The following is a 24,438-nucleotide window of genomic DNA, read 5'->3' on the forward strand; positions in this document are numbered from 1 at the left end:
CTGAAACAATCTTGAGAAAATAAGCCGGGGGACTCTCTAGGAAAAATTTTGCCTCTCCATCCATGGAATAATACGTTCAAAAGCTAATTCAATGTTTTCAATTGAGGTCGCGTAGCTGAAACGCAAGGCGTTACGGCAAGATTCACCAAAGGTATCTCCAGCAATGGTGCACACTCCGGTCTCCCTCAACATACGCAAGGCGACATTATTACCATTTATCCCCTCGGGTAACGATGGAAACATATAGAAAGCTCCCTCAGGGGTATAACCTTCAAGGTATGGTGTTTGCTCAATTAACTGGACCAGACGATCTCTCCTTTTTTTATAATTTTCAGTAATATCCGCAATAAAACTACGATCTCCTTTTAATGCTGCTACACCAGCCCACTGACAAGGGGTATTTGCAACGGTAGTGGTGAACATATGATATCGGCGTAATTTACGGATAACTCCCTGACTTGAAATCATCCAACCAACGCGCATACCAGCCATACTAAAAGTTTTGGAAAAACTGCTGATAATAATTACATGATCGAGATCAGAGCAGCAAGAGAGCACACCGGCATAATCACGGTCATCGTAAATTAGATGATCATAAACCTCATCGCTAATCACAAAAATACCGCGATACGCAGCCTCTTGCACAATAGTTTCCACGGTCTCACGTGGATAGACTGTTCCAGTGGGATTACTAGGCGAGTTCAAGACAATAGCATGGGTATTATTGTCTATTGCATCAATGACCTCTTGTGGGTCTAGCTGATGATTATTTTCCGCACGGGTGGGAATATAACGCACCTCCCCACCATTCATGCGAATTAACGGGGCGTACAATAAAAAAGAAGGGTCGGCCATAATAAACTCGCGCCCCGGCGCCGACATAGCCGTAAGTGCTAAATAGATGGCTTCTGTTGCACCGGTAGTGACAAGTATATTTTCTGGAGTGATCTTACGGCCATAGCGTTCACCATTATATTCGGCGAGCGCCTCTAACAGCTCTGGCAGCCCCGCATCCATGGTGTAGCCGGTTTGCCCTGCTTGCACCGCATCAACTGTGGCCTGGATAACATGAGGTGGAGCCGGTGAGTCAGGTTGTCCGATGGACAAATGAATCACGTCATCCATGGTGGCCGCCAGATTAACCATCTTGCGGATACCGGGTACCGGAATCGTTAAAAGCGCCGGGTTCCAGACCGGATCCTCCGATTCGTAGAAATCAAATTCCAACCGGCTCACACCTTTTCTCCCTCGGCAATATTGTTATAAAAAAGCTTTGGGCGTTTATCCGTCAATGGAGCGGCAAGCTGGTAAGCCTGCCCGGCCCGCAGCACCGTAGCATCCTCAAAACGCCTGCCTACAAGCTGCATACCAATAGGTAAACCGTTAGAGGAGAAACCACAGGGCACAGAGAGTGCCGGTTGGCCTGTCATATTGAAGGGGTAGGTAAACGGTGTCCACGAGGGCCAGCGGGTACTGGGCCAGCCCTCTGGTACCTCACGGCCAGCTTTAAAGGCTGTAATCGGCAGGGTCGGCGTCATCAGCAGATCGTATTTACTGTGGAACTGAGCCATATGCTCACACAGGGCTGTTCGCTCATTCACCGCGGCGAGGTAATCCAACATTGAGAGCTGCGAGGCCTTGTCGGCAACAGCAACCAGCTGGGAATCCATTAACGTGCGCTGGCGCTTGCCGATAGTGCGCAGGGCATTGGCTGCACCGCCATAAAACAGGTGGCCGAACGCTGCGAGAGGATCTTCAAAACCCGGTGTAACCTCAGTCACTTCAGCGCCAAGTGACTGCAGGAGTTGCGCGGCATTGTAAACAGCCCGCTCTACATCACGCTCATTTTGTACATATCCCAAAGTCGCGCTGTAGGCAATTTTCATTCCCTTGAGCAGTTCGCGTGGCTCACCGGAAATCGCCTTAAGATAATCAATGTTGCGACGGGGAATAGCATTGCTATCTCGCGGATCGGCTTCACTCAATACATTCATCAACAGAGCGCAGTCGTATACCGTCCAGGCCATAGGGCCCGCATGCGCCAGGGTTCCAAAAGGACTCGCCGGCCAATGTGGTACTTCGCCAAAACTCGGCTTGAGCCCAACAAGACCACAAAAGCCCGCGGGAATGCGAATAGAGCCACCTGCATCGGTACCCAAGGCCAGAGGTCCCATACCGAGCACAACAGCCGCTGCACTGCCGCCGCTAGAGCCACCGGCAGTTTTATCGGTATCCCATGGATTACGAGTAACACCATCGACCGGGTTATCCGTCACCCCTTTCCAGCCGAACTCCGGTGTCGTGGTCTTGCCCAGAGGGACATAGCCATTGCGGTTCAAAGCCGCAACACTTGGCGCTTCCTTACCCAGGGTGGACTTAGGATCGATGGTTTTAGAGCCCTTGATTGTGGGCCACATCGGGGTAAGGAAAACATCTTTAATCGCCACCGGTACGCCATCCAGCACACCTTGAGTTTCATCGCGATAGTAGCGCTGAGTTGAGGCTTGAGCTGAGGCCAGAGTGGTCTCTTTGTCTACAAGGCAGTAGGCATTAACAGCAGGGTTACAGGAGTCTATCTGCCTCAACAGCGCTTCTGTCACTTCCACCGGAGAAAATGACTTATCTTTATATCCTTTTAACAGCTCTAAGGCCGTCATATGGGCAAAATCATTCATACTCCCTCCTTTTATTTTGGTTTATGCCCCCTATCGTAGTACCAGCCTACACAGCTCCCGCCATATTCATGTGGACTAAACCGCCCCGATTTTCAAATATGAGATATAACCAAACCGACAATGCTCCAGATAAGGAATATCACAGGCGAGCAATGACTGGTGATCAAGTCAATTAAGTCGGGCTTAAAGGCCTATTGAATTAACAGGGTATCAATGAGCTTTTAGAGTAAGGGAAATGCAGTGAGGCCAAGCCCAACACTGACGATTAAAATCTGGAGAGAAGAAATTAGCGCCCCATTAGCTCACACAAGAAAATGGGGCGTAACTGTAGCGCATACTTGAGAGTGCAGTTGAGGCAGTGGTTAAGGGCGTGGAGTTTCAGGCGTAGTCGCATACGGCTAAAAATCAGCTTGTTACCAGCGCGCTAGGAAGTGGGACCTGTAGTTTTTCGGCCCAAGGCTGCAGATCCCGCATGATAGAAGGGTATAACTCGACTCCATCGCGCAACTGCCGCGTTCTCGTGGCCCAGGCACGCTGGCCCGGCACCCGTACAGGCTTGCCACTATCGCTTCGGTTTTGCTCCCAAAGATGACTCAAGGCAATTGTTTGGCGCAGAAAATCCGCCTGGGTCCCAAAGGCTTGGGGATCAATCACCTGTAAAAAAACCGAATTGGCTTCTTTGTCTTGAGTGGCCGACTCATCACCGCGACCGTAGCCTCCCAATGCCATCGACAAGACCTCTAACATTGCACTGAGTGCCGCCCCCTTGTAACCGTGATCAGCCCCACCTACCGGCAGAATACTGCCGCCATCATCAAAAGCCAGAGGGTCATCGGATAAATTTCCATGCTTATCCTTTAGGCATGGCGTAGGCATTTTGGTATTTTCTCGCTTAGCACGGGATACATAGGCGCCAGCCGTGACCGACATACTGATGTCGAATAACAAAGGATATTCACCCGCAGGAGCAGCAAAAGCCAAAGGATTTGCCGAAAACAGGGGATCGATCCCTCCCTGTGGGGAAACCGTATTTTCGCCAGGTGTTGAGCAGGTAAGAATCGCAACATATCCTGCTTCAATAATTTGAGGCAAGTAAGCAGCCAGACACGCAATATGCTGACTGCGACGAATGGTTGCCGTGACCACACCCTGTTCAGGTACTCGAGATAAAGCCTGCTCGATGGCCTTGGTTAATACCCAGGGGCCAGGTAAAAATTGAGCATCCCAATTAAAGCAATTACCACGATCAGACAACACCTGAGGATCGCCACTGAGCCGGGATTCACCACTCTGTAACCACGCTAGATTACTCACCACCCGCTGCAGGCCATGGGTGGTAAAGCCAAGCAAATCTGCCTGCAGGAAAACATTAGCCATTACATCCGCACGATCCTTGGAGAGCCCCACCCGCTGAAACAAGGCGCTAGCAAATTTCCGTAGTTCTGCGGCTGGGTAGCAACTAGACATAGTGACTCCGTATTAATCACAGTGAATTTAGTGGCATCCGACGTGCGCTATAAACTGAAAAAAATTGACTTACTATAGAGCGATCTATCTCCGTCTATTTGCAGTTTACAGCACATAGCTTCACATAGATTTAAACATGGCAGCAGCTCTGCGGCTAACCGCAAACTTTTGCCCATCCTCCATAATAACTGTGGCTGAACCAGTTAGACCTCGGCTTATTTTGTCGATTCGTTTCACACAGACAATCGTTGAGCGGTGTATCTGCCAAAAAAGGTCCGGCTCCAGTTGCGTCATCAGCTCTTTGAGTGGCGTACGAATAATATGCTGCCCCTGATCAGAGTGGACAGTGGTGTACTTGTCTTCAGCAACAAATGCCGATATCTCATCACAGGAGATTAAATGTACATCCTCTCCCCTGCTGGCCCTGATCCAACGTAAATATTCCGGTTTGCCAGCATTGAGTTTTTGCAGCAAAGCGGCAATGTTTGGACTCGCTTGTGCCTGTTCATCTGCCCTGCTATCCAGCCGATTTTTAATGCGATCACATGCAAGCTGCAAGCGCTTCTCATCAATAGGCTTTAGCAAATAATCTACGGCTTCCTGCTCAAAAGCATTAACTGCGTATTCATCATAGGCAGTAATAAACACCACAACAGGCTTGGCTTCCAGCTTGTTAAGCGCGGTGGCGACTGCAATACCATCCAGGCCCGGCATACGGATATCCAAAAAAATGACATCGGGTTGCTCTTGCTGGCAGAGCAATAACGCCTCCTGGCCATCGGCAGCCTTGCCAACCACTTCGAGCTCAGGGAAAACATCGGCCAGCATTTTGTCCAGATGGTGACGCAACAAGGGTTCATCGTCGGCAATTATTGCGCGCATGGAAACTCCAATCGAGCGGTAACTCCGCCCTGCTTATTACTACTTATCTGCAGCTTGCCCTTTTCCTGGAACAGGGTGGCAAGACGCTCCTTGATATTATTCAAAGCCAAACCATTGTGCTTATTCGGCTCAGACGTATTGGAAGCGGCCTGCAGTCCAACGCCATTGTCCTCCACCTCTATTACCCACTGGTTAGCTTCTGTCGCCACCTTAAGGCAGACCAAACCTCCCCTGGAGGAGGGTTCAATACCATGAAAAATGGCATTTTCTACCAGAGGCTGGATTAACAGTGGTGGCACTGCTGTGGAGGGGTTAACAGTTTCCGCCAGTTCAACCTTATATTGAAGGCGTTCTCCCAAACGGATTTGCTGAATAGCCAGATAGCTCTCCAGGCTACGGAGTTCATCTTTCAGGGAGACATAATCAGAACGCGATTTATTCAGGCTAAAGCGCAGGAGATCACTAAAATTGTCCAACAGTAATTCTGCTTTCTGCGGATCGTGCCGGATTAACATCTTCAAATTAGCCAGTGTATTAAATAGAAAATGGGGTTCTATTTGACTCTGTAATACTTTCAACTGACTTTGTACCAAAGTTTTTTGTTGCTGGGACTGTAGTAATTCTGCCTCTCGGCGCTCTGCCTCTAACTGATGGGATTGCTCACGATTAAGGTAAAACTGGTAAAGCAGAGTTGTTAAGAAGGTGGCAATGATCAGTGAATTGATCAGGCCATCAAACGCCGGGAAGGCACCAAAGCCGGAAACCCACCACCAGACATTAACAGTACCCAACACTACCGTTGCTGAAATAGTTATTGCATATTTGAGTGCATGTGGCCAGTTTGGTTTTAAATGCAGGATCAACTTGCGTGTGGAAAATGCAACAAAACCATAGGCCAGAGAGATGCAAAAGTGGAAAAAATAACTCCCTCCCCATACCTCCCTAGTAATGAAGGCCACAACAACGCAAAGAATCAGGATACGTAAGAATTCACTGAGTAAAGACACCATGATTCCTTTTAAAAATTCATATTCGCAGTCAAAGTAACGTGGGTATCACTTGGCAGTTGCGCAAAGTACGATTGTTTAGCGCCGCCAAAATACCTTATTGATGCACCGAGAGTCCAATTACTATTCATTTCGCGGTGAATACCGGTTGTCACAACCAAGCCACCATCATCAGGAGAATATAAAAGATCTAGCTTCGGGTTGTAATTGTGATTCGACAACCTCCAATGCAACATCACATTATGGCGATTGCGACCCTCACTCAAAAAGGCTGCCGCAGAGGCATACCTAATGCCATCCCAGCGCACTCCCTGCTCCCGGTACCAGCGGGCATTCTCTGACAGTTTTTTCCAGTCACGCGTATGCCACGCCCGACTATCAAACCAGTATTCCGCAATCACTGTGTGTCCTGCCCTGTGGGCCCAGGTCATGCCCAATAGGGCCTGCCAGCCATCGCTCTGCTCTCCCTCACGAGGTGAAACGCTAGCTTCCGGTCCGTCGGGCTTTAGCCACTGACGATAATGCTGCTGGTAACGGCCCTCGCTGTGTAACTCCCAAGACTCACCATAGGTCGCAACCCAGCTAGCGCCGATATTCAGGCCGCGCTGATCATCTAGGTAGCCAAGTAATTGCCACTCGCTCTCCCCCTCCAACTGATACCAACGTGCAGCTATTCCTTTCGGAAGTGCCTCATCAATAAGCTGACTTGCATTGGCATCAACCAGCATCAGGCTTAGCTCTCCGCTGGCAGTGAAGCGACTGGCAGACACTACAGCAACCCCTTCATTCGTGCGCAGAGATACGGGATTGCGTTCCATAGGCAGGAATAAATCCAACGGTCTATGGGCATAGCTCACGCCATAATCCAGGCGTCGCTTACCCGCTAACAAATCCCAGTCAAACCAGCCCCCCTGCCAGAAGAACTCTTCCACAATCAGCTCAGATTCCTCGCCAGCGCCATTATCCGCATCATGCAGCACAGATACCTGCCCCTCCCAACCTGCTAACTGTAGGGCACCTTGTAATTTTGCCTGGCGCTCATACCCTGACTCGATATCGAAAATGGCACTTTCCGAACGGCTCTTGGCATTAACAGCCACGGCCAACTCCCACTGCTGTGCAAGCGATGCAGCCTTGAGCTCACTCGCCGAAAACAACATCAATAACAGCCAAAAAGCATTCCTTCTCATCATCACCTCCTGTTTGATAGAGGCAATTTAGCAATGCTGTTTGTCGACTCCAGCCCAACTGATCAGTGGTATTTATATAAGACAAACAGTAACTGGATTGGATAGATGGCAAGCAATAACTCGTGTGGGATTAAATATGCTTGTGGGGAATAAAATAATGAATCCGACCCTCTAAAGATCTATGCCTTCAAATAAGTACCCTTTAGCCAACTGAGATCTGCAGACAAAGTGACTGGCGGTCCATACATAGCCCGAATTAAGCCCCCTGTCACCCAAGGCAAAAAAGCGTAAATCCCCCACGAATGCCTCATAAGGACAAAGCAAACACTCGTCACTATCGCTAAATCACCAAACAACTTCGGAACAGTGAAGATTTTTAGCCTGCCGCGACGAAATTAACTAAAAATACCTTAAAAACCACAATTGGTGGAACCGTACCAATTGGCAAGAGTCCATCCTTTATCTCATTTAACACCGGCCATTACCTAATAGCGATAATTCGGGGGAAGAATGCCTGGTTTACTTAAAATTTTTAATGCGCTCACCTTAACCCTATTTCTGGCAGCCTGCAGTGGGGGCTCTGGAGGAGGCAATTCCGACAACAATCAGCCAAATGGTGAAACTAACAGCGGATCTAATACCGGAACGAGCTCCGATGACGACGAGGGGAATGAAGGGAATGAAGGGAATGATGACGATACTACCGATACCGGTGACTACACATTTAACCCTGCCACTCCTCTAAGTACATTAGTGGTAGGCAGTAGTGAGTATGCCCAAGGCTCGCTTAAGCTAGAAAATACCGATAGTAAAAGCCCCACATTCCAGGCGGGCAATTTTTCTGGAGAGTATGGTGACTTTAAACTCTATGACAGTGGCAATTGGGAATACCAGCTGAATAGCAATACTAATAGCTTGAATAACGGCGCTACTGTCGAAGACACCATTACTTTTCCACTGAGCAATGACGACCAACTCAGCGTTACCTTTTCAATTCAGACGATTGAAGCCACACAAAATAGTATCGTTTTTGTACTGGTAAATTTTTCAGATGCGTTAGTTACTGACGATGTCAGTATATCCCAGCTTGCGGATATGACATTCAACGATACCGACTCCCTCGATAACACCTATAAAGAAAATTCGTTGGGACAGCTAAAATTCAAACGCCATCTCAGCGATAACAACTCTCTCGCTCAATATTGTTATGGAGAGGAAAACAACGAAGAAAGCTCTATTGATTGCTTTATATATAGTATTCCAGATAGCCAAAACGGTGGTGTTTTGAGCGTGGAAAATGCTCAGGCTCGCGCCAGAAGCTCACAGGACAGCCAATACTCTGATGGCGGTTACACCTGGCGAGACAATGCAACCCGCTGGATCGAAAGCAGCTATATGGATGCCAATAATCGCCCCGTAGATCTTAACGAATGGCGCCACCGTGTGTTTATATTTCCAAACGCCGCATACAACGCCGGGTTGGTTGGTACCGGGGTGGCAGCAGTTAATGGACGTTGGAGTATCGTCACAGCAGACAGTGACCAACTGATTATGGGGCACGAGCTTGGCCATAATATTGGCTTAGGGCATGCAGGCAATGACACCAACAATGATGGAGACACCAACGACCGAGGGGAAAGTGAATATGGCTCGGCGGCCGTATTTATGGGTAACAGCTGGCAATCCCGTTTATTTGGCAGCGCCCACAGGGAATTTATGGGGTGGTACAACAGCTTCCCCAATTATTCAAAATCCATTGCCAGAAACCCTGGTAACACTTCAGAAATACAGCTACAAGCTATCGAACTTACCGCTGGGGAGCTTGAAAATACCTTGCCACAACTTGTAAAAGTGGAGGCGAATGGCAGCAGCAATGGGGAGGATTACTATTTTGTGGAATATCATATTTCACACCCCATCCTGAACCCCCGCTCACAACAAGAGCAGGCTGTCACAGTACATTACCTTAAGGATGGTACTGCTAACCAAGTGGCAACGCTGGACGAACCGGGCAGTAACTTTACCGATGCCTCTGCAGGAGTAACTATCCAGCTCAAATCCAGAAATGACGACACAAATACCGCCACCATTACAGTGAGCTATTCCAATTAAATTGAGAGGATAATGCAATGCGACTTTTTCTCGCCTTTATCACCACTTTTTCACTTATCTCATATGCCTACGGGGAAGAAACTATAACAGGGGTATTAGAAGAGGAAATTTCTGAGAACTTCAAGACCGGAAAGATCGATCATAGATTTTCTATCAAAGATGAAACTACCGGAAAATATTATTTTGTAGATGCGAAAGAAATAAAGAAGAAGGGCATGAAGTCCGGTGAGCGGGTAAGAATACATGGAGAAAAGCAAGAGAACCGTCGGATTCAAATAAAGGAAACCCAGAGGATTCTTCGCGAAGAATAAACCTGCATTAATCGGCCACCTAAAAACCTGCGCCAGGGCATCCACTTCATCCAATGAGCCCTGGCGACGTAGAAACCTTCCAGATAGCCCAATGCAATAAGCCGCCCCGTTTTTGCTATTATTTCACTGGTTACATTCAGGAATTTGCCAACCCTCTCATGTTGGCGATACATATACCAGGGAGTAGCGGATGAAAACAGTTGTATCAATCGTTCTGGGTATCGCTCTATCACAATCACCATTTGCAAGTGCCGCTTGGACGCAACAAGCACGCATTGATTACCTCAAAGTACATAGCCAAGGCGTAGATATTCAGTTAAAAGGATTTAAAAACGACAGTGCTGAGGTGGTATGTCTCGACACTAGTACTTTTGTACTAGTCAGCGACGATTCACAAATCTATGACACTAAAGTCTCTTTCTTACTCTCTGCCTATATGTCCAAAACGCCGGTGAATTTTAGTTATTACGGGTGCCATGAGGATAAGATACGGTTGAGTTCCGTTATGATCAAGGATTGACCTACGCCATAAGGTACAAGGGAAAGAGCTAGACATGTTCGGAGGATACAAGGAAGTATCCACTACACCATAGAAAAGTTGAGGGAAGTTGAATCCATTCAAATTTTTTATAGCAGATCCGCTTAGAAGTTAAGCGGACCTTAAACAATCAATCGTTAGCAATTATCAAGGAATTACAACCTCTTCGATTGCCGCAGATTCAATCACTGGATCAGCGATGATGGTAACATTTTCCAACCCATAATATGCCCCAACCCAGGAATAACTTTCGAAAATTTCGTATCGACTGGGGTAAGCATTACCCACAACGTCCCAGCGCTTACGGGATTTAGAGTAGCTGGAGCCTTTGATAACACCAGTCAACCTGAATTCATCACCGTTATGAGGGTTGGTTACGGTGCTGGTATAAGGGATTTCAACTTCGCTATTTTCCACCATCATACGTGCCACCAATAGGCTATAGGCAGGCACATTTGCAGGCATAGCTTCTTTAACTGTCCTCTGGTTACTGACCGTCGAAGTTTCTCCAACCGTAGTTGAGGCTGAAAAAGTTTCAGAAAAATTGAACGTGATCGAGCCACTGTTTTCAACGGTACCCGGCACTCCAACCTTATAACCCTCAGTCAAGCTCACGCCGGCAGTCACCGAGATGCCGAGTGTATTAGTCCAGGTATCAGTTTCGCTCTTGCCATCGGTATACCAGACCTCGGTGCTATCACTCTGAGTCACATCAGAAATGTTTTCCAGCAGCCTTTCACCAAAGAACGTTTTAGTGTTCTCAGGAGTCTCCACGATTTGATCCCAGTGTATTTCCACTCCACTCTCAATCAAATCAAAACGGTCGGCCACGCAGGGATAAATGCTCCAAATTTTACTGTCACCCGCGGTACCAGCAAAACCCACCACCGAACGGGTATCAATGCTTAATTGATACTCCTGCCACTTATGCCAGCCATTACTACTGCCAAAGGTTATTTCCCTGGTAGCGTTATTGGACATATCTTTCAAGTAAACACGGACCCGGGAAATGTTGCCATCACGCTTCTTATAAAAGCGCCAACCTTGGATATATTCCATATCACCAAGAAGTTTTCGGAACCCTGAACCAGTAGTTTTCCCTACTTCATCATCATCGGCATATAGGTATTCGAGCTTGAGACCCTTAATACGTTCGTCTCCACTATAGCTAGTAATAGCGGCTATTTTATCCCCCGGTACACGCTTGGAGGAGTAGCTATCGCACATATCAAAATCACTGCCATTACTACTCTTACCATATGAAAATATATCATCGTATCTTAAGGTACCGCCGTTATCCGCGGTATTAAAATAAAGGTCCAATATGTTGGTTGTTGCCGCAGCTGGGCCGGCAAGTACAAGCGTGATCATCATCGTAAGAATATGCTTCATGGTATTCACCCTTTTTTTGCATTATCAATCGATCATTCTTTGTTACCTCAATACCTCAATACCTCAATCAAAAAAGTTATTTTCCCTTTGCTCACCTCCTATGGTTGCCTAATGGAACTCCATCCTGTGTGAGATTCTGTCATGACCTATACATATTTTTTAATGGCTCGGCTTGTAGCCTCTGAAAAACTCAACAATCACCAGAAGCTTCCTACTACCAAAGCTGTAGCAATCAAAAGCAACACTGAAAGCACGCGGTAGTTACGCCATAGGGGCTCTTTGCGCAATGTTTCAGTCTCCGCATCAAAGTCTTTGCGAGACCAAACAAATTCTTTTGCTTCTTCGCTGATCCTTTCCGGTGAAATCAAGCTGGAAACCACTAAAACCAAAGCACAAAAAACAAAGAGAATTGGCGCAATATAGAGAAAGTGAAGATCGGTCCAGTCCAGCACTTCATTCGCTAAAAAGAGACCTGCACCGCCAGAAGTACCCAGAGCCAAGGTTGTAATAGCGCCCTTGGAAGTCGCACCAGGCCAAAAGAAACCAATCAAGAAGAGAGCCAAAACTGGGGGAACTGCATAAGAAAGTACTTTTTGCAGGTACTGAAATAAAGAACCAAAATTTTCTATCTGCGGTGCCCACAGCACAGCCAAGATCATAAAGATAAAGGTAACCAACTGCCCCACTCGCATCAGTTGGTGTTGATTCAAAGAAGGGAACCTCTCCCGCACAAAATCCATGGTTACCAGAGTGGATGCTGAGTTCAGCGTAGAGTCAATCTGAGACATAAGCGCTGCAACAAAGCCAGCTAAAACCAATCCAAGAATGCCCACAGGTAACAGCTCAAATAACAAGGTGGGATACACCATGTCAGCTCGCTCCAATTCTGGGAACAAAACAATAGCCATAGTACCGGGCAAGACCATAATAAAAAGGACTGGCAGTTTAAGAAGACCGGCAAACAGCGCCCCCCAGCGTCCATGATTAATATCCTTGGCACTCAACACCCGCTGCACCATAAATTGATTAGTGCACCAGAAGTAGAAACCCAGTAGGGCCACTCCAGTGACCAACCCCAGCCAAGGTACACTGGCATCCCCAATTGGGCGTATCAGGCTCAGTTGATGGGCGGAAACCTGGGAAACTACATTCTCCCAGCCACCGGCGCGATCCAAAGCGAAAATACTGATTAAAATTGAACCGACAATCAGCAACAGCGCCTGGATAGTATCGGTGTAGATTACTGCGGCCAAGCCGCCGGCAATCGTATATATACCGGCAATTACTGCCAGTATGGAGATCGTCACCGACATCGGCATCTCAGGAAAAATCAACTTCATTACCAACCCACCGGCATAGAGACTGCCGGCAGTATCCACCACGATATTCAGAAAAATGGTCAAACCGGAAAAATAAGTTCTGGCCGTGCGATTAAAACGCCGCTCCAACATCTCAGGCATGGTATAGATGCGGGAGCGAAGAATTGTAGGAAGATAAAAAATAGCGAAAAACACCAGGATGACCGCTGCCATCCATTCATAGTTGAAGACCGCAATGCCCGTGCTGTAGGCATCACCTGCCAAACCAATCAGGGTGGTGCTAGATATATTGGAAGCAAATAGGGAAAGGCCTATCAAGGGCCAAACCATTTTACGTCCAGCGAGGAAATAATCCTCTGCGGTATCGTGTCGGCGGCTGAGGTAAAGCCCCAAACCGATGGTGAAAACGAAATATACGACCACAATGATCGCATCGATGGGGTGGAGACCAAAATCGACCGACATAACTCCCTCGTTCACCGCAAGCAGCGTATTTTTAGAATGATTTGCTGAAACTTGCAAAAAATTAAATCACAGTGGTTTAATTAAGTAAAGAAAACCTGGAAAAACGTACAAAATACTTAAAAATCAACTAGTTAGACTTATTTCATATCGTTTCACTTTCATTGATAACGATAAGTAAAGGTTCTAAAATCCGAAATGATCTATTTGTCACAACACCGCTAATGATCGACTTGCGGGTTGACGTTTTTACTAAAGGGGAGTTCGGATGGGCAAAGGAAGTAACTCTAGTGGCTTGCGCCGTTACAACGAACGGGTGCTACTGACGGCCTTGCGCAAATCAGGAAGCGCCTCGAAATCCGACTTGGCCCGCCTCACCAACCTCACCCCCCAGGCCGTTACACGCATTGTGGATGAGCTGGAAAGCACCGGCATGGTTATGCGGGAGGGGCGCAGGCTCGGCGGCAAAGGTCAGCCCTCCATCATGTACACCATCAATCCTACCGGCGCCTACTCCATAGGCATTAAAGTTGGGCGGCGCAATGTTGAATTACTTTTAACAGATTTCGGCGGCAATGTTCTCAAGAAGATATGCCAGGAATTTGATTGCCCCGAACCCGATTTTCTACTCAAAAACATCGAAGCGGGCATCAAAAGCTTAAGTGCTGAACTAGCCAGGAAAGACCAATCCAAACTTGTTGGCATTGGCATCGCCATGCCCTGGTTTATCGGTGCCTGGACCAAAGAGCTGGAGATGAGCGAAGTCCTGGCGGAAAAATGGCGAGAAATAAACTTCGCAGAAGAGGTCTCCAAGGTCACTCATCTGCCTGTCTTTTTCGAGAATGACTGCTCGGCAGCAGCAGTCGCCGAGCTGCAGTTCGGCAATGGAGCTGAAGTTTCCGATTTTCTCTATATTTTTGTCGGCACTTTTATCGGCGGTGGCCTGGTGCTCAATAGCAGTTTGGAGGCTGGCGTTCATGGTAACTCCGGCAACCTGGCCACTATGCCAGTCCCCGCCTCCAAGCTCAGCAGTACCCCAAAAGCCGAAGGGGCTTTCGAGATCCTACTCAATCGAGCCTCTCTATTTGGCCTGCGCCGACACCTGCGCACTAACAAAATCAATATCAACGACTCCTCCGATTTATTGTCTGTTATGGATGAAGCGCGCCCGCTGATACAGGAATGGTTGGATGACTGCGCAGATGCACTGGTTTACGCCATTCTCTCTGCAGTCAGTGTGCTGGACCTTGAGGCCGTTATTATCGATGCGCATCTGCCGCGCTTCCTGCTAGAGGAACTGGTGGAAACAATCTCCAGGCGAATGCAGCAAGTTGCTCCACCCGGTGTTTTCAAACCTCAAATAATGAGCGGTAGGATCGGCATTGATGCCATCGCGATTGGTGGCGCCATCCTGCCCTTTTATTCCAATTTTGCACCAGACAAAACGGTGTTACTGAAGGGTGGCGTGCCTGAAAGAGTCCCAGTTTAGCCGGGTAATACGGCAGAAATTTTGCAGTCAGTCAATTGGATTTAAGATCCGTATTGGTTCGTTTTTACATAATAAAAATAGCGAGGTGGCCCGCGAATGGCATTCAACTTAGCAGAAAAATGGGTTTGGGATTTTTGGTTCGCGGTCGATGGCAATCAATACCATATGTTTTATCTACAAGCGGATAAATCCCTTGGTGATCCAGAGTTGCGCCATTGGAATGTCTCAATCGGCCACGCTATTTCCATAGATCTGATTCATTGGAACCCAGTGCAAGACGCCATAACACCCTCCCCTTATCAGGAGGGTGATCCCAACGAGGCTGCAGATTCCTATACCACCTGGACCGGTTGTGTACACAAGGAAGGCGACACCTGGTATATGTTTTATACAGGCACCAAACGTTCGGAAAAAGGGCTTATTCAGCGGGTCTGCCTGGCCACCTCCAAGGATCTTTTAAACTGGCAAAAACACCCGGAAAATCCGCTGGTAGAATTGGACCCCAGGTATTATGACGGCCTGAATCTCGATTACTGGCATGATGCCTCTTGGCGCGACCCCTGGATTATTAAAGATCCCAGTAAGCCTGTTTATCATATGTATGTCACCGCCCGCTGTAATCAAGGCAGTCCCGATGGGCGCGGCGCAGTGGGTTATGCCAGCTCCACCGACCTCATTCATTGGAAGGTCGACGAACCTATACTGGCGCCGGGCTGGTATGGTGAAATGGAAGTCCCTCAAATTGAGAAAATCCATGGGCGCTACTATCTTTTCTGCTCGATCTCCAGCAAATTCCACAGCCAAGCCCATCGTGATTCTATGAGTGGAACACCTCTTACCGGCACCAAATACTTTGTCTCCGACTCCCTAAATGGCCCCTACAAAGTTATTGGCGATGGCTTCCTCGGCGCTGACGAACAGGGCAGCCTGTATTCCGGCCGGGTAATACAGGGGCCAGACCAACACTGGTACCTACTCGCCTTTAATCGCGACGATGCAAAGGGCAATTTCATCGGCGGGGTTTGCGATCCCAAAAAGATCGAATTCCTTGAGGACGGACAGTTAAAACTGGCATAACAGCCGTAAGGTTGTTCACAGTATTCAGGGAGTATTGGCATGGAAACATTGATGCCGCCCCTAAAATATCTATTAGGCCTGAAGACTAACTTTTGCGCTATGGGAACTTCAAAAATGAGAATTTCCCATAGCTTCGCGATTTAATAGATAGCTGTCCCCCTAGAGCACAGATTCAGCCCCCTTCAATCCCGTCGACATCTACAAGCAAAGCTTACTTATAGACTCCCCTGACTCACCTCCCCTTCAGTGAAAATTAACTCTCACTGATTGATTTAGTTATTTTTCTTTCTTGTAAAACCTTCTTTTACTCACAATATTGTTGCCCATATTAAATCACAGTGGTTTAATAAATAAAAAATGGCCGTGCAGCCAAGTCTAACAAGCAGACAGTAGAGCCCAAGCCAATGGGCCGCCAGAGAAAACTAATAACCATAAGAGATGATTGAGGAGAGCGTCGTGAAGGCAGAGGACTTTCAAACCGAATGCAAGCAGGCCGGGGGCTTTAAACCGAGTTCAATCGCCCTGGCGGTAGCAGTGGCATCCAGTATCAGTGCTCCGACAATTGCCCAAGAACAGCCGGAGATTGAAGAAGTCATCATTACCGCTACGGCACGCCCCGTAACGAAAATGGAATCCAGCATCTCCGTCAGCGCCCTAGATACCGAAGAACTGTCTAACTTCGCTCCCCGCTCAACCGCAGAAGTTTTCCGCAGCCTGCCAGGTATACGCGCCGAATCTTCTGGTGGTGGTGGCAATGCCAATATCACGGTAAGGGGAATCCCACTAGCCACTGGTGGCTCAAAATATATGCAGATCCACGAAGATGGGCTGCCGGTGCTCGAATATGGCGATATCAATTTCGGCAACGCCGATAACTTTATCCGTGCAGACGCATCCCTCTCCCGCATTGAAAGTGTGCGCGGCGGCTCCGCTTCCACCTTTGCCAGCAACTCCCCCGGCGGTGTGATCAATATGATCAGCAAGACCGGAGAAGAGGAAGGCGGGAATATAGGCCTCTCCTTTGGTGCAGATTACGATGAAACCCGCCTGAACTTCGGCTACGGGCACCACCTCAGCGATACCCTTCGTTTTTATGTAGGCGGCTTCCTGCGCGAGGGGGAAGGTGTTCGTGAAACCGGCTTTGATGGCGATTCCGGAGGCCAATTCAAGGCAAACCTCACCAAAGATTTTGATAATGGTTATGTGCGCCTTTACTACAAACACCTGGACGATCGTGTAACCACTTACCTTCCCGGCCCGGTAACTTATAAGGGGAATGGCGAGTTCGGTACCGTAGCTAATTTTGATGCTAGCAGCCAAACACTTCACTCCGATAACTACCGCAATCTCTCCACTTTTGATGCCTATGGCAATCCAGTAAATCGAGACCTGAGCGACGGTATCGAATCCCTGGTAGAAGCCTATGGATTTGAGAGTCAATTTGAATTTGATAACGGCTGGACTGTTACTGACAAATTTAGGATTTCCGATGTAAGTGGCAGCTTTATCTCCCCCTTTACTGACACTTTTGGCGATTACGGGCCACAATCCGCACAGAGCATGACAGACCAGATCTGTGTTAACGCCATTAGCGGGAATGGCTCCGCCGTTGACTGCAGCGCAGGAACTTCCGTGACCTACGCCAATGGTGGAGAGGTCAATGAACTTGCCTATTTGAACCTGCTGTTTGATACAAAAATCCATGACCTGGGCTTGATCGTCAACGATTTCAAAGTCGATAAGCTCATTAATGACAATATTGTTGTTTCCGCAGGCTTTTACTATTCCAAACAAAATATCAAAACCAGCTGGAATAGTTGGAATTCCTTAATCCAAACCGTAGATGGCAGTAACTCACAAAACCTAACTATCACAGCGAATGCCAATGGGGATGTATTGGTAGACGACGGCCTCTGGTCAGCAAGCTTCCTGTCTTGGGCCTGGGACCTGGAATATGAAACCTACGCTCCTTATATGAACGTGTCTTTCGATGTTGGGGACTTCACCTTCGACATCAGCGCACGTCACGATATGGTCAATGCAAAAGGCTCCCTGGTTTCCAGTTGCTGTGGTGGTGATACCGATTACGATATCAATGGTGATGGCATTATCAGCGATGTGGAGGATGCCAGTGCATCGGATGCCTTCGGGTTTACCGGTGGCGTTATCACCATGGCCAACGGTAATACTCAGCTGGTCGACTATGATGCAGATAACACCTCCTTCTCCCTTGGCGGTAACTATGCAATCAATGACAGCATGGCGGTTTTTGCTCGTTACAGTGAAGGTGGCCGCGCAATTGCCGATCGCCTGTTGCAAATTAACGGCGCCTTGAATAGCGATGGCAGTCTCAGCAACACCACTGATGGCTTTGACTCTGTCGACCAGCTGGAAATTGGTTACAAATTTACTACTGGCGATTTCGATATTTTTGCCACCTACTTCAATACCGTCACTGAAGAAACCAATGCGGAAATCACCAGCGGCCTAACTTTCTTACGCGAGTATGAAGCCCAGGGTATAGAGCTGGAAGGCTCCTATATTTATGGCGATTTCTCGGTTAACGGCAACCTGACCTGGACCGATGCCGAAATCAACAAAGATGCCAACAATCCATCGGTAGTCGGCAATACTCCCCGCCGTCAGGCAGATATTATTTACACCATTACCCCTCAGTATAATTTTGGTGACAGCCTAACCTTCGGCGCCAGCCTGCAGGGCACCACCGAGTACTACGTTTCCGATTCCAACCAGCTGAAACAAGATGGTTATGTCTTGGTAAATCTGTTCGGCTCTTATTATGTTACTGAGGATCTCACCGTTTCCTTTAACGTAAACAACCTTACTGATGAATTTGTTGTAACTGAGGTTGAAGAGTCTTACGCAGAAGCTGGAGATATTGTTCGCGGCAGGGCGATCAGCGGCCGCTCCACCAGTGTCAGCTTCAATTACGCTTTTTAATAATTGTCTTCCCTACTCCAGTAAGTCGTTTGCAGCCCGTTTAGGCTTCTTGCAAACACCGGGTGTCCAGCCTCCCCGTTGGCACCCGGTCTTTTTCTTCAACGAAAAACTTACTGTAGTCACTCCTCCTATGGAGTAGCCTGTTAAAATAAACCGACCAAGTATCTCTATAAACTGAATACCCAGCCAGTGGAGCAAATTAGGATGGAAATGCAAGGCAAAGCAGTAAATACCTTGCTTGGAGGCATAGAAGCCGGCGGCACAAAATTTAATTGTGCAATCGCCGCAGGTCCCAATGATGTCTGGGAGAGGGCCAGCTTCCCAACCACCACCCCGGAAGAAACCCTCGGTCAGGTCATTGAATTTTTCCAGGCTGGCGCCCAACGCCATGGCCCCATTTCCGCACTGGGTATCGCAAGCTTCGGCCCGGTAGATTTGAATCCTCAATCTAGCCAGTACGGGTATATCACTAACACCCCAAAAAGCGGATGGTCCAATACCAACCTGGCCGGCCAGTTGCGGGTGGCCCTCTCTATCCCTGTGGTCTTCGACACTGATGTTAATGGTGCGGCACTGGGAGAGCACCTGTGCGGCGCCGCTGTGGGTATAAAAAATTTTGTCTACGTCACCATCGGCACCGGTATCGGCGCCGGGGTCATGGTAGACAGCAAGCTGATTAACGGTGCCATGCACCCGGAAATCGGCCATATGTTGATGCCACAGGATCGACGAAGAGACCCCTACCCAGGCCACTGCCCATTCCATGGCAATTGTCTGGAAGGCCTCGCCTGCGGCCCCGCCATTGAAGACCGCTGGGGCTTGCGCGGCCAGAGTATGGACAGTGACCATCCAGCCTGGGATCTACAGGCGGAATACCTAGCCACCATGTGTATAAACCTGACCAGCTGCTACTCACCGGAACGAATCATCCTCGGTGGCGGCGTTATGGAACAAGCGCACCTGTTTACACGTATTCACGACAAGTTTCTCGACCTGGCGGGTGGTTATTTCCCCCAGGTATCTCAAGGCAATATCCGCTCTTTTATAGTCCCACCAAAACTCGCCGGCCGCTCTGGAGAGGTGGGCTCTCTGCGTATGGCCCAGGCACTTTGCTCCAGCTGTTAGACAACCGAATCCTCCCTCACAGGATGTGGAAGCGCCAGGGGAATATTCCTGGCGCCACTCCACCCACCAAACTGCGCCCCACAACTCCCTTTCCAACTTATATACTCATCTTTGCGATTGTTGGCACAGCGCAAGGTAGCTAGTCTCATAACCGATCTGATAGGCTTGTCAGTCTTGACCGCCTTAGGACGCGGCTGAGCACACTTAAGCGTGGCTCATTAAGGGATAAAGATGAAAATAATTAAAATATTGTTTATAGGCTTAATGGTTTTGGCCACTCAGTGTGTGCAAGCCGGCACCGCTGAACCCACAACATTTACCCGCCAGGGCATTCTCTCTTACAACTTTCATTCCGACTTACTGGGGCGTGGATTTGTAATTGATGTGCTACTGCCGCTCTCCTTTAACCCGGAAGATAATACCCGGTATCCGGTCATTTATATGACCGACGGGTATATGAATTTCCCTATGGTGGCACCGAATCTGATCCACGAACAGGTACCCGATGAGCAAGGCAATACCAAGCTACCGCCAGTGATTTTGGTGGGCATCTCACACCCTCTAGACAGTTCCAACTTCACCTTGCGTTTAACGGATTTTACTCCAGTACCTGGAGAGATTAGGGGAAATACTCTGGGTGGTGGCGCCAACCAATTTCTGGCGTTTTTGGAGAACGAGCTCAAGCCTTTTATCAATAATTCTTTCAAGGGAGATGAAAGTGACGAAACACTGGCCGGCCACTCCCTCGGCGGGCTCTTAGCCCTGCACGCCCTCTTCAATCACACCGATAACTTCGACCGCTATGTGATCGGCAGCCCCAGCATCTGGTGGGCCGATAAGCAAATTCTAGAAAGCGAACTCGCCTACGCTGAACGCCAAACCGATTTACCCAAGAGCGTGTATATGTTTATCGGCGGAGAGGAGGTCTGCTTAGAAGAAGGAGAGGTTTGCGGTGTTCAAGACTTTAGGGACCTAGCCCAGCAGCTCAAGTCCCGAAATTACGAAAGTTTGACTCTACGCAAACGAGTCATTAAGGGTGAAAACCACGATACCGTAGTTAATCCAGGTTACGATAAGGGGATAGAACAGGTTTTCAAAAGTAAAGTGCTACCACGAAAGTATTCGTTTTAATCGAACCTGCCGGCCCTAGAGCAGAGAAACGCTACAGGGCCCTGACACTACTCGCCTGGCTTGCGATCCATTATTCATACGCTTCACTAATACACTCCTCGTCCTCTAAAAAGACTAACAAAGTCTTCTCCAGACTTTCTGCTGAGTCCATAAAAGGCAAGTGATGGCTATCTTTTAGTACCGTGAAACATTTACTCCCTTTATACCTTTTATAATCTGCCTTTACCTGTAAAGGCGTGGTAATGGAATCATTCTCACCGACAACGAATAGCGCTGGTATCTGTAAATGATCGATAACTCCATTAGCGCTCATCGTCTGAAGCTCATCATTCATCTTGTCAGCCAGGCTTCCACGCCGCTCCTGCCACCCAGGAAATCTCTCACTAATCTTTTCAGCGGCTAGAAAACCTCGTATATCAACCCCATTTGCGATACCACCATTCGCTCGACTCGCCCACTTGGATAGCAGCAGATAATGCTCAGAGGGGGACTCTTGATATTTTTGTAACTCCTGTATGGCTAACTGATTACCTTCCTTCTTCGCCCATTGCAGAGTTGCTTCTAAGCTGGTTTCTGCCTGCTTCTGCGCATTCTGAAAGGAAGAGATAAACACCAACCTCTCTAATGTCTCAGGATGCTCACTCGCATAGAGAGCTGCAAGCCCCCCGCCCCAAGAGTGACCAACCAAGGTAACCTTATCTTTCTTATAGTGCGTTTTTAAAAAAGAAATCACATTGTGCACATCTTGAATATTATTCTTTATCGTTAATGTGTCTTCGCGCACCTCAAGAGACTTGCCAGCACCTCTTTGATGAAGATAAGCTAATAAATACCTTTCTTCGAGCGCCCGCCCAACAGTTACCTGAAATGGAACCAACCCCAACTCCACATCTCCCGGGCCGCCATGTAGAAACAGGATTAATGGTTTAGATGAGTCGTGACCAAAGACCTCTAAGTATAGTTCTGCGCCATTACTATCTACCCAGCCCTTATACTTAAACAGCCCCGCAAAGGCATCACCTGAAAAGAAAACCAGTGCAAAACTCAAAAGGGGAAATTTTAACCACCCCGCATTAAACATATTCTCACCAATTTACAATTATTATAGGGTTCCAAACCCTCACCACAGGGCTAACAACCTTGAGGGCAGCAACAAAGAACCTTACTCTTTTATTACAAACAAATGAGTAGAACACTAATTTTGAGACAAGGAGAAAAGAAGACGGGATCAAACAACAGCACTTAACATTACTTAACCTCAAGTAAGGGCTATTTCAGACACACTTAAAAAATCGCTCTTAATTTCTAAGTGGTCACTGAGCAGCTTGTCTTATGATCATGCATCTCCGCCCACTTTCAAACTAATCCATAAGAAATCAGCACTTCGCATAGCAAATATATTCATATAACCACCAACCCCCAGAAATACAAAACCACCCTTTGCCAGAAACACAAAAAATAATGCCCCACTCTTTAAAACCTTACTCGACCACCCTTTCAAAGATATACAACGTCCCCGAGCAATCATAAACTAGCAAATAAGGATCTCTATAAATAATAGGCGCTGGAGGTGGAAAGCTGACACCTTCCTCTTAGTGCACCCCGTCAAATTTGTGGGTAGCAGTATTAAATGCCCCAACTACCCCTTCTTTCCGATCTGTCGTTATAATATGCCCACCGGCGATCGCATAATTACTCCGTAGAGACTCAATACCAACCTCTTTAAAATAAGCATCATCTTGATATCTATCCTTCAAGCCTCCATTGAGCACATCATAGACAGCGTAATTAACCATGAACTTATGAAGAAGACCTTTCTTTTCATCAATAGATAGCCCCCCACCTAATGTTTTGATTTCCCATTTAATCTTCCCTGTTTCAACATCAAAGGCAATCGCCTTATTAATACCTGCAAAAGAAAAAATAACAATGCCATTACTAACTCCAATTAACTCAGGAAGAAAACTTTCACTGGCAACGTCTACAGACCACTTAACCTCACCATGCTCAAGATCTCGCCTAGCCACTCCTTTAAGCGAAACAGTAAAGGCTATATTTGACTCAACTTTAATATTCTCTCCAAAACCGGCCTCCCAGATAATATCACCTAGAAAAATATCTTTGATGCCTTGCTTTGAGAGAAAAAAAGAATAGTCATAGTCAGTTCTCACCACAATCAATCTATCATTATATAAACTAAAATCACAAACTGGAGCTTCAATGGCGATCGCTTCTACACTAATGAGCTGAGTGTCAAAGAAAACGCACTCTGAAGTTGAAACACCAACAAGCACATTACCTTTCATTTCAAACTTCTTAAAATCATACATTAATGTAGAAGAATGACTCTCTTTTTTACCCACCATATCGTATTGAACAACTTCTTTACCAGACTGAAAAGTTAGCTGACTGCTTGATATGCAATAACCTTTATTCACATTCTTTATAGTTAACATTTTCTTGAACATCCAACTTCTTGCCTCCTTTGAAAAACTTTCCGCTTAGAGCTGCGTACCAACTATTGTACTTGAACCTATCGACTATAAATCTCGAGAAAAGCTGCTCACTGCTCAACCAGCCAATTTTTCCCAACGAAAGGGAGAGGCTTTGTAGATACCAGAAGCCGTGGTCATTGTTTATTCACTTAAATTTGTTGTTGGTAATCTTACAATCCATCAAGCATTTATCAGAGGCCACCTGAAAAGGGGAGCTTTCTGCGATCCAGGCCATCATAGATAAGCCCGGTAACGGATTACTAATACCGTGGATGGCTACACTTACCAGCCTGCTATCACAATAGCAGCGACAAAGCCACCCATCTCTACATCATTTTACTTGCAAATATTTACTGCCAATATATCGCCCACCAATAATACAGGGAATATATATTGCTAATGCATAAATAATGGCCCACCCAGAAGAATTCATAAAAGCAATAAAAGTAACCAGCAAATAGGGGGCCGCCGCAACAGCCAATACAATTTTGGCGTTCATTGAGGCAGTATCCTCACTTGTTCGCGCAGCCATAACGCCACCCAATAACAATATCAGGGGTAATGAGATAATACTCACCAGTAAGTACAGGGAATAGAAAGGAATAGCAGATAATAGATACAACCAAGAGGCCAAACCGGCAGTAACGATAAAGAATGCTATACCACATGCCGCCGGACTTTGCGGTATATTCTTACTGGTTGCTGCGCGACAAAGAGCAACTAATATAGCAACAGCCCCAACCATTAACAAAACATTCATATTAAACCTCAATTTTGTTATCTACAGCCACACAACAAAAGCCTT

At 47.4% G+C, this 24,438-nt stretch carries 19 protein-coding genes; 8 read left to right on the forward strand and 11 right to left on the reverse strand.

Annotation, left to right across the window (positions count from 1 at the left end; genetic code table 11):
- Positions 1–36 precede the first annotated feature (36 nt).
- The 6 genes from ACJJID_RS10980 to ACJJID_RS11005 form a co-directional block, all read right to left on the reverse strand.
- Positions 37–1,236, reverse strand: a complete 1,200-nt coding sequence (locus ACJJID_RS10980) for a pyridoxal phosphate-dependent aminotransferase (RefSeq protein WP_444919523.1) — start codon at positions 1,234–1,236, stop codon at positions 37–39.
- Positions 1,233–2,675: an amidase gene (locus ACJJID_RS10985; RefSeq protein WP_444919524.1), complete on the reverse strand. Its 1,443-nt coding sequence runs from the start codon at positions 2,673–2,675 to the stop codon at positions 1,233–1,235. The genes ACJJID_RS10980 and ACJJID_RS10985 overlap by 4 nt, the downstream gene beginning before the upstream one ends.
- A gap of 405 nt (positions 2,676–3,080) precedes the next feature.
- Positions 3,081–4,142 carry an Ldh family oxidoreductase gene (locus tag ACJJID_RS10990; protein ID WP_444919525.1) on the reverse strand — a complete coding sequence of 354 codons (1,062 nt, stop codon included), beginning with the start codon at positions 4,140–4,142 and terminating at the stop codon, positions 3,081–3,083.
- A gap of 120 nt (positions 4,143–4,262) precedes the next feature.
- On the reverse strand, positions 4,263–5,024 hold the full coding sequence (locus ACJJID_RS10995) for a LytR/AlgR family response regulator transcription factor (protein ID WP_444919526.1): 762 nt from the start codon (positions 5,022–5,024) through the stop codon (positions 4,263–4,265).
- Complete coding sequence (locus ACJJID_RS11000) at positions 5,012–5,818, reverse strand: sensor histidine kinase (RefSeq protein ID WP_444919527.1); 807 nt, start codon at positions 5,816–5,818, stop codon at positions 5,012–5,014. Before ACJJID_RS11000 ends, ACJJID_RS10995 begins: the two co-directional genes overlap by 13 nt.
- A gap of 224 nt (positions 5,819–6,042) precedes the next feature.
- Positions 6,043–7,221, reverse strand: coding sequence for a hypothetical protein (locus ACJJID_RS11005; RefSeq protein WP_444919528.1), 1,179 nt, complete (start codon positions 7,219–7,221; stop codon positions 6,043–6,045).
- A 510-nt stretch (positions 7,222–7,731) separates the two neighbouring features.
- On the opposite strand from ACJJID_RS11005, the gene ACJJID_RS11010 reads away from it, so the two are divergent.
- The 3 genes from ACJJID_RS11010 (at position 7,732) to ACJJID_RS11020 (ending at position 10,164) form a co-directional block, all read left to right on the forward strand.
- Positions 7,732–9,333 carry a VCBS domain-containing protein gene (locus ACJJID_RS11010; protein ID WP_444919529.1) on the forward strand — a complete coding sequence of 534 codons (1,602 nt, stop codon included), beginning with the start codon at positions 7,732–7,734 and terminating at the stop codon, positions 9,331–9,333.
- A gap of 17 nt (positions 9,334–9,350) precedes the next feature.
- A complete protein-coding gene (locus tag ACJJID_RS11015) occupies positions 9,351–9,644 on the forward strand; it encodes a hypothetical protein (RefSeq protein ID WP_444919530.1) in 294 nt (97 codons plus the stop codon).
- Between the two features lie 190 nt (positions 9,645–9,834).
- Positions 9,835–10,164: a hypothetical protein gene (locus tag ACJJID_RS11020; RefSeq protein ID WP_444919531.1), complete on the forward strand. Its 330-nt coding sequence runs from the start codon at positions 9,835–9,837 to the stop codon at positions 10,162–10,164.
- A gap of 165 nt (positions 10,165–10,329) precedes the next feature.
- Here the strand turns inward: ACJJID_RS11020 and ACJJID_RS11025 are convergent, their stop codons facing one another.
- Complete coding sequence (locus ACJJID_RS11025) at positions 10,330–11,574, reverse strand: aerolysin family beta-barrel pore-forming toxin (RefSeq protein ID WP_444919532.1); 1,245 nt, start codon at positions 11,572–11,574, stop codon at positions 10,330–10,332.
- 197 nt (positions 11,575–11,771) lie between these two features.
- A complete protein-coding gene (locus ACJJID_RS11030) occupies positions 11,772–13,358 on the reverse strand; it encodes a sodium:solute symporter (protein WP_444919533.1) in 1,587 nt (528 codons plus the stop codon).
- Between the two features lie 265 nt (positions 13,359–13,623).
- On the opposite strand from ACJJID_RS11030, the gene ACJJID_RS11035 reads away from it, so the two are divergent.
- The 5 genes from ACJJID_RS11035 (at position 13,624) to ACJJID_RS11055 (ending at position 21,138) form a co-directional block, all read left to right on the forward strand.
- Positions 13,624–14,844, forward strand: a complete 1,221-nt coding sequence (locus ACJJID_RS11035) for an ROK family transcriptional regulator (protein ID WP_444919534.1) — start codon at positions 13,624–13,626, stop codon at positions 14,842–14,844.
- A gap of 96 nt (positions 14,845–14,940) precedes the next feature.
- Positions 14,941–15,921 carry a hypothetical protein gene (locus ACJJID_RS11040; RefSeq protein WP_444919535.1) on the forward strand — a complete coding sequence of 327 codons (981 nt, stop codon included), beginning with the start codon at positions 14,941–14,943 and terminating at the stop codon, positions 15,919–15,921.
- Positions 15,922–16,377: 456 nt separating this feature from the next.
- A complete protein-coding gene (locus ACJJID_RS11045; protein WP_444919536.1) occupies positions 16,378–18,882 on the forward strand; it encodes a TonB-dependent siderophore receptor in 2,505 nt (834 codons plus the stop codon).
- A gap of 210 nt (positions 18,883–19,092) precedes the next feature.
- Complete coding sequence (locus ACJJID_RS11050; protein WP_444919537.1) at positions 19,093–20,007, forward strand: ROK family protein; 915 nt, start codon at positions 19,093–19,095, stop codon at positions 20,005–20,007.
- A gap of 231 nt (positions 20,008–20,238) precedes the next feature.
- Entirely contained in the window at positions 20,239–21,138 is a 900-nt protein-coding gene (locus ACJJID_RS11055) for an alpha/beta hydrolase (RefSeq protein ID WP_444919538.1), read from the forward strand.
- 70 nt (positions 21,139–21,208) lie between these two features.
- On the opposite strand, the gene ACJJID_RS11060 is transcribed toward ACJJID_RS11055, so the two are convergent.
- The 3 genes from ACJJID_RS11060 to ACJJID_RS11070 all read right to left on the reverse strand — a co-directional run bounded on the left by ACJJID_RS11060 (position 21,209) and on the right by ACJJID_RS11070 (position 24,393).
- A complete protein-coding gene (locus ACJJID_RS11060; RefSeq protein ID WP_444919539.1) occupies positions 21,209–22,219 on the reverse strand; it encodes an alpha/beta fold hydrolase in 1,011 nt (336 codons plus the stop codon).
- A 511-nt stretch (positions 22,220–22,730) separates the two neighbouring features.
- The gene (locus ACJJID_RS11065; protein WP_444919540.1) at positions 22,731–23,606 is read right to left on the reverse strand and encodes a hypothetical protein; all 876 of its coding nucleotides are present in this window, start codon (positions 23,604–23,606) and stop codon (positions 22,731–22,733) included.
- Between the two features lie 358 nt (positions 23,607–23,964).
- Positions 23,965–24,393 carry a hypothetical protein gene (locus tag ACJJID_RS11070; protein ID WP_444919541.1) on the reverse strand — a complete coding sequence of 143 codons (429 nt, stop codon included), beginning with the start codon at positions 24,391–24,393 and terminating at the stop codon, positions 23,965–23,967.
- Between the last annotated feature and the right edge of the window lie 45 nt (positions 24,394–24,438).

Source organism: Microbulbifer sp. CnH-101-G (assembly GCF_052466775.1).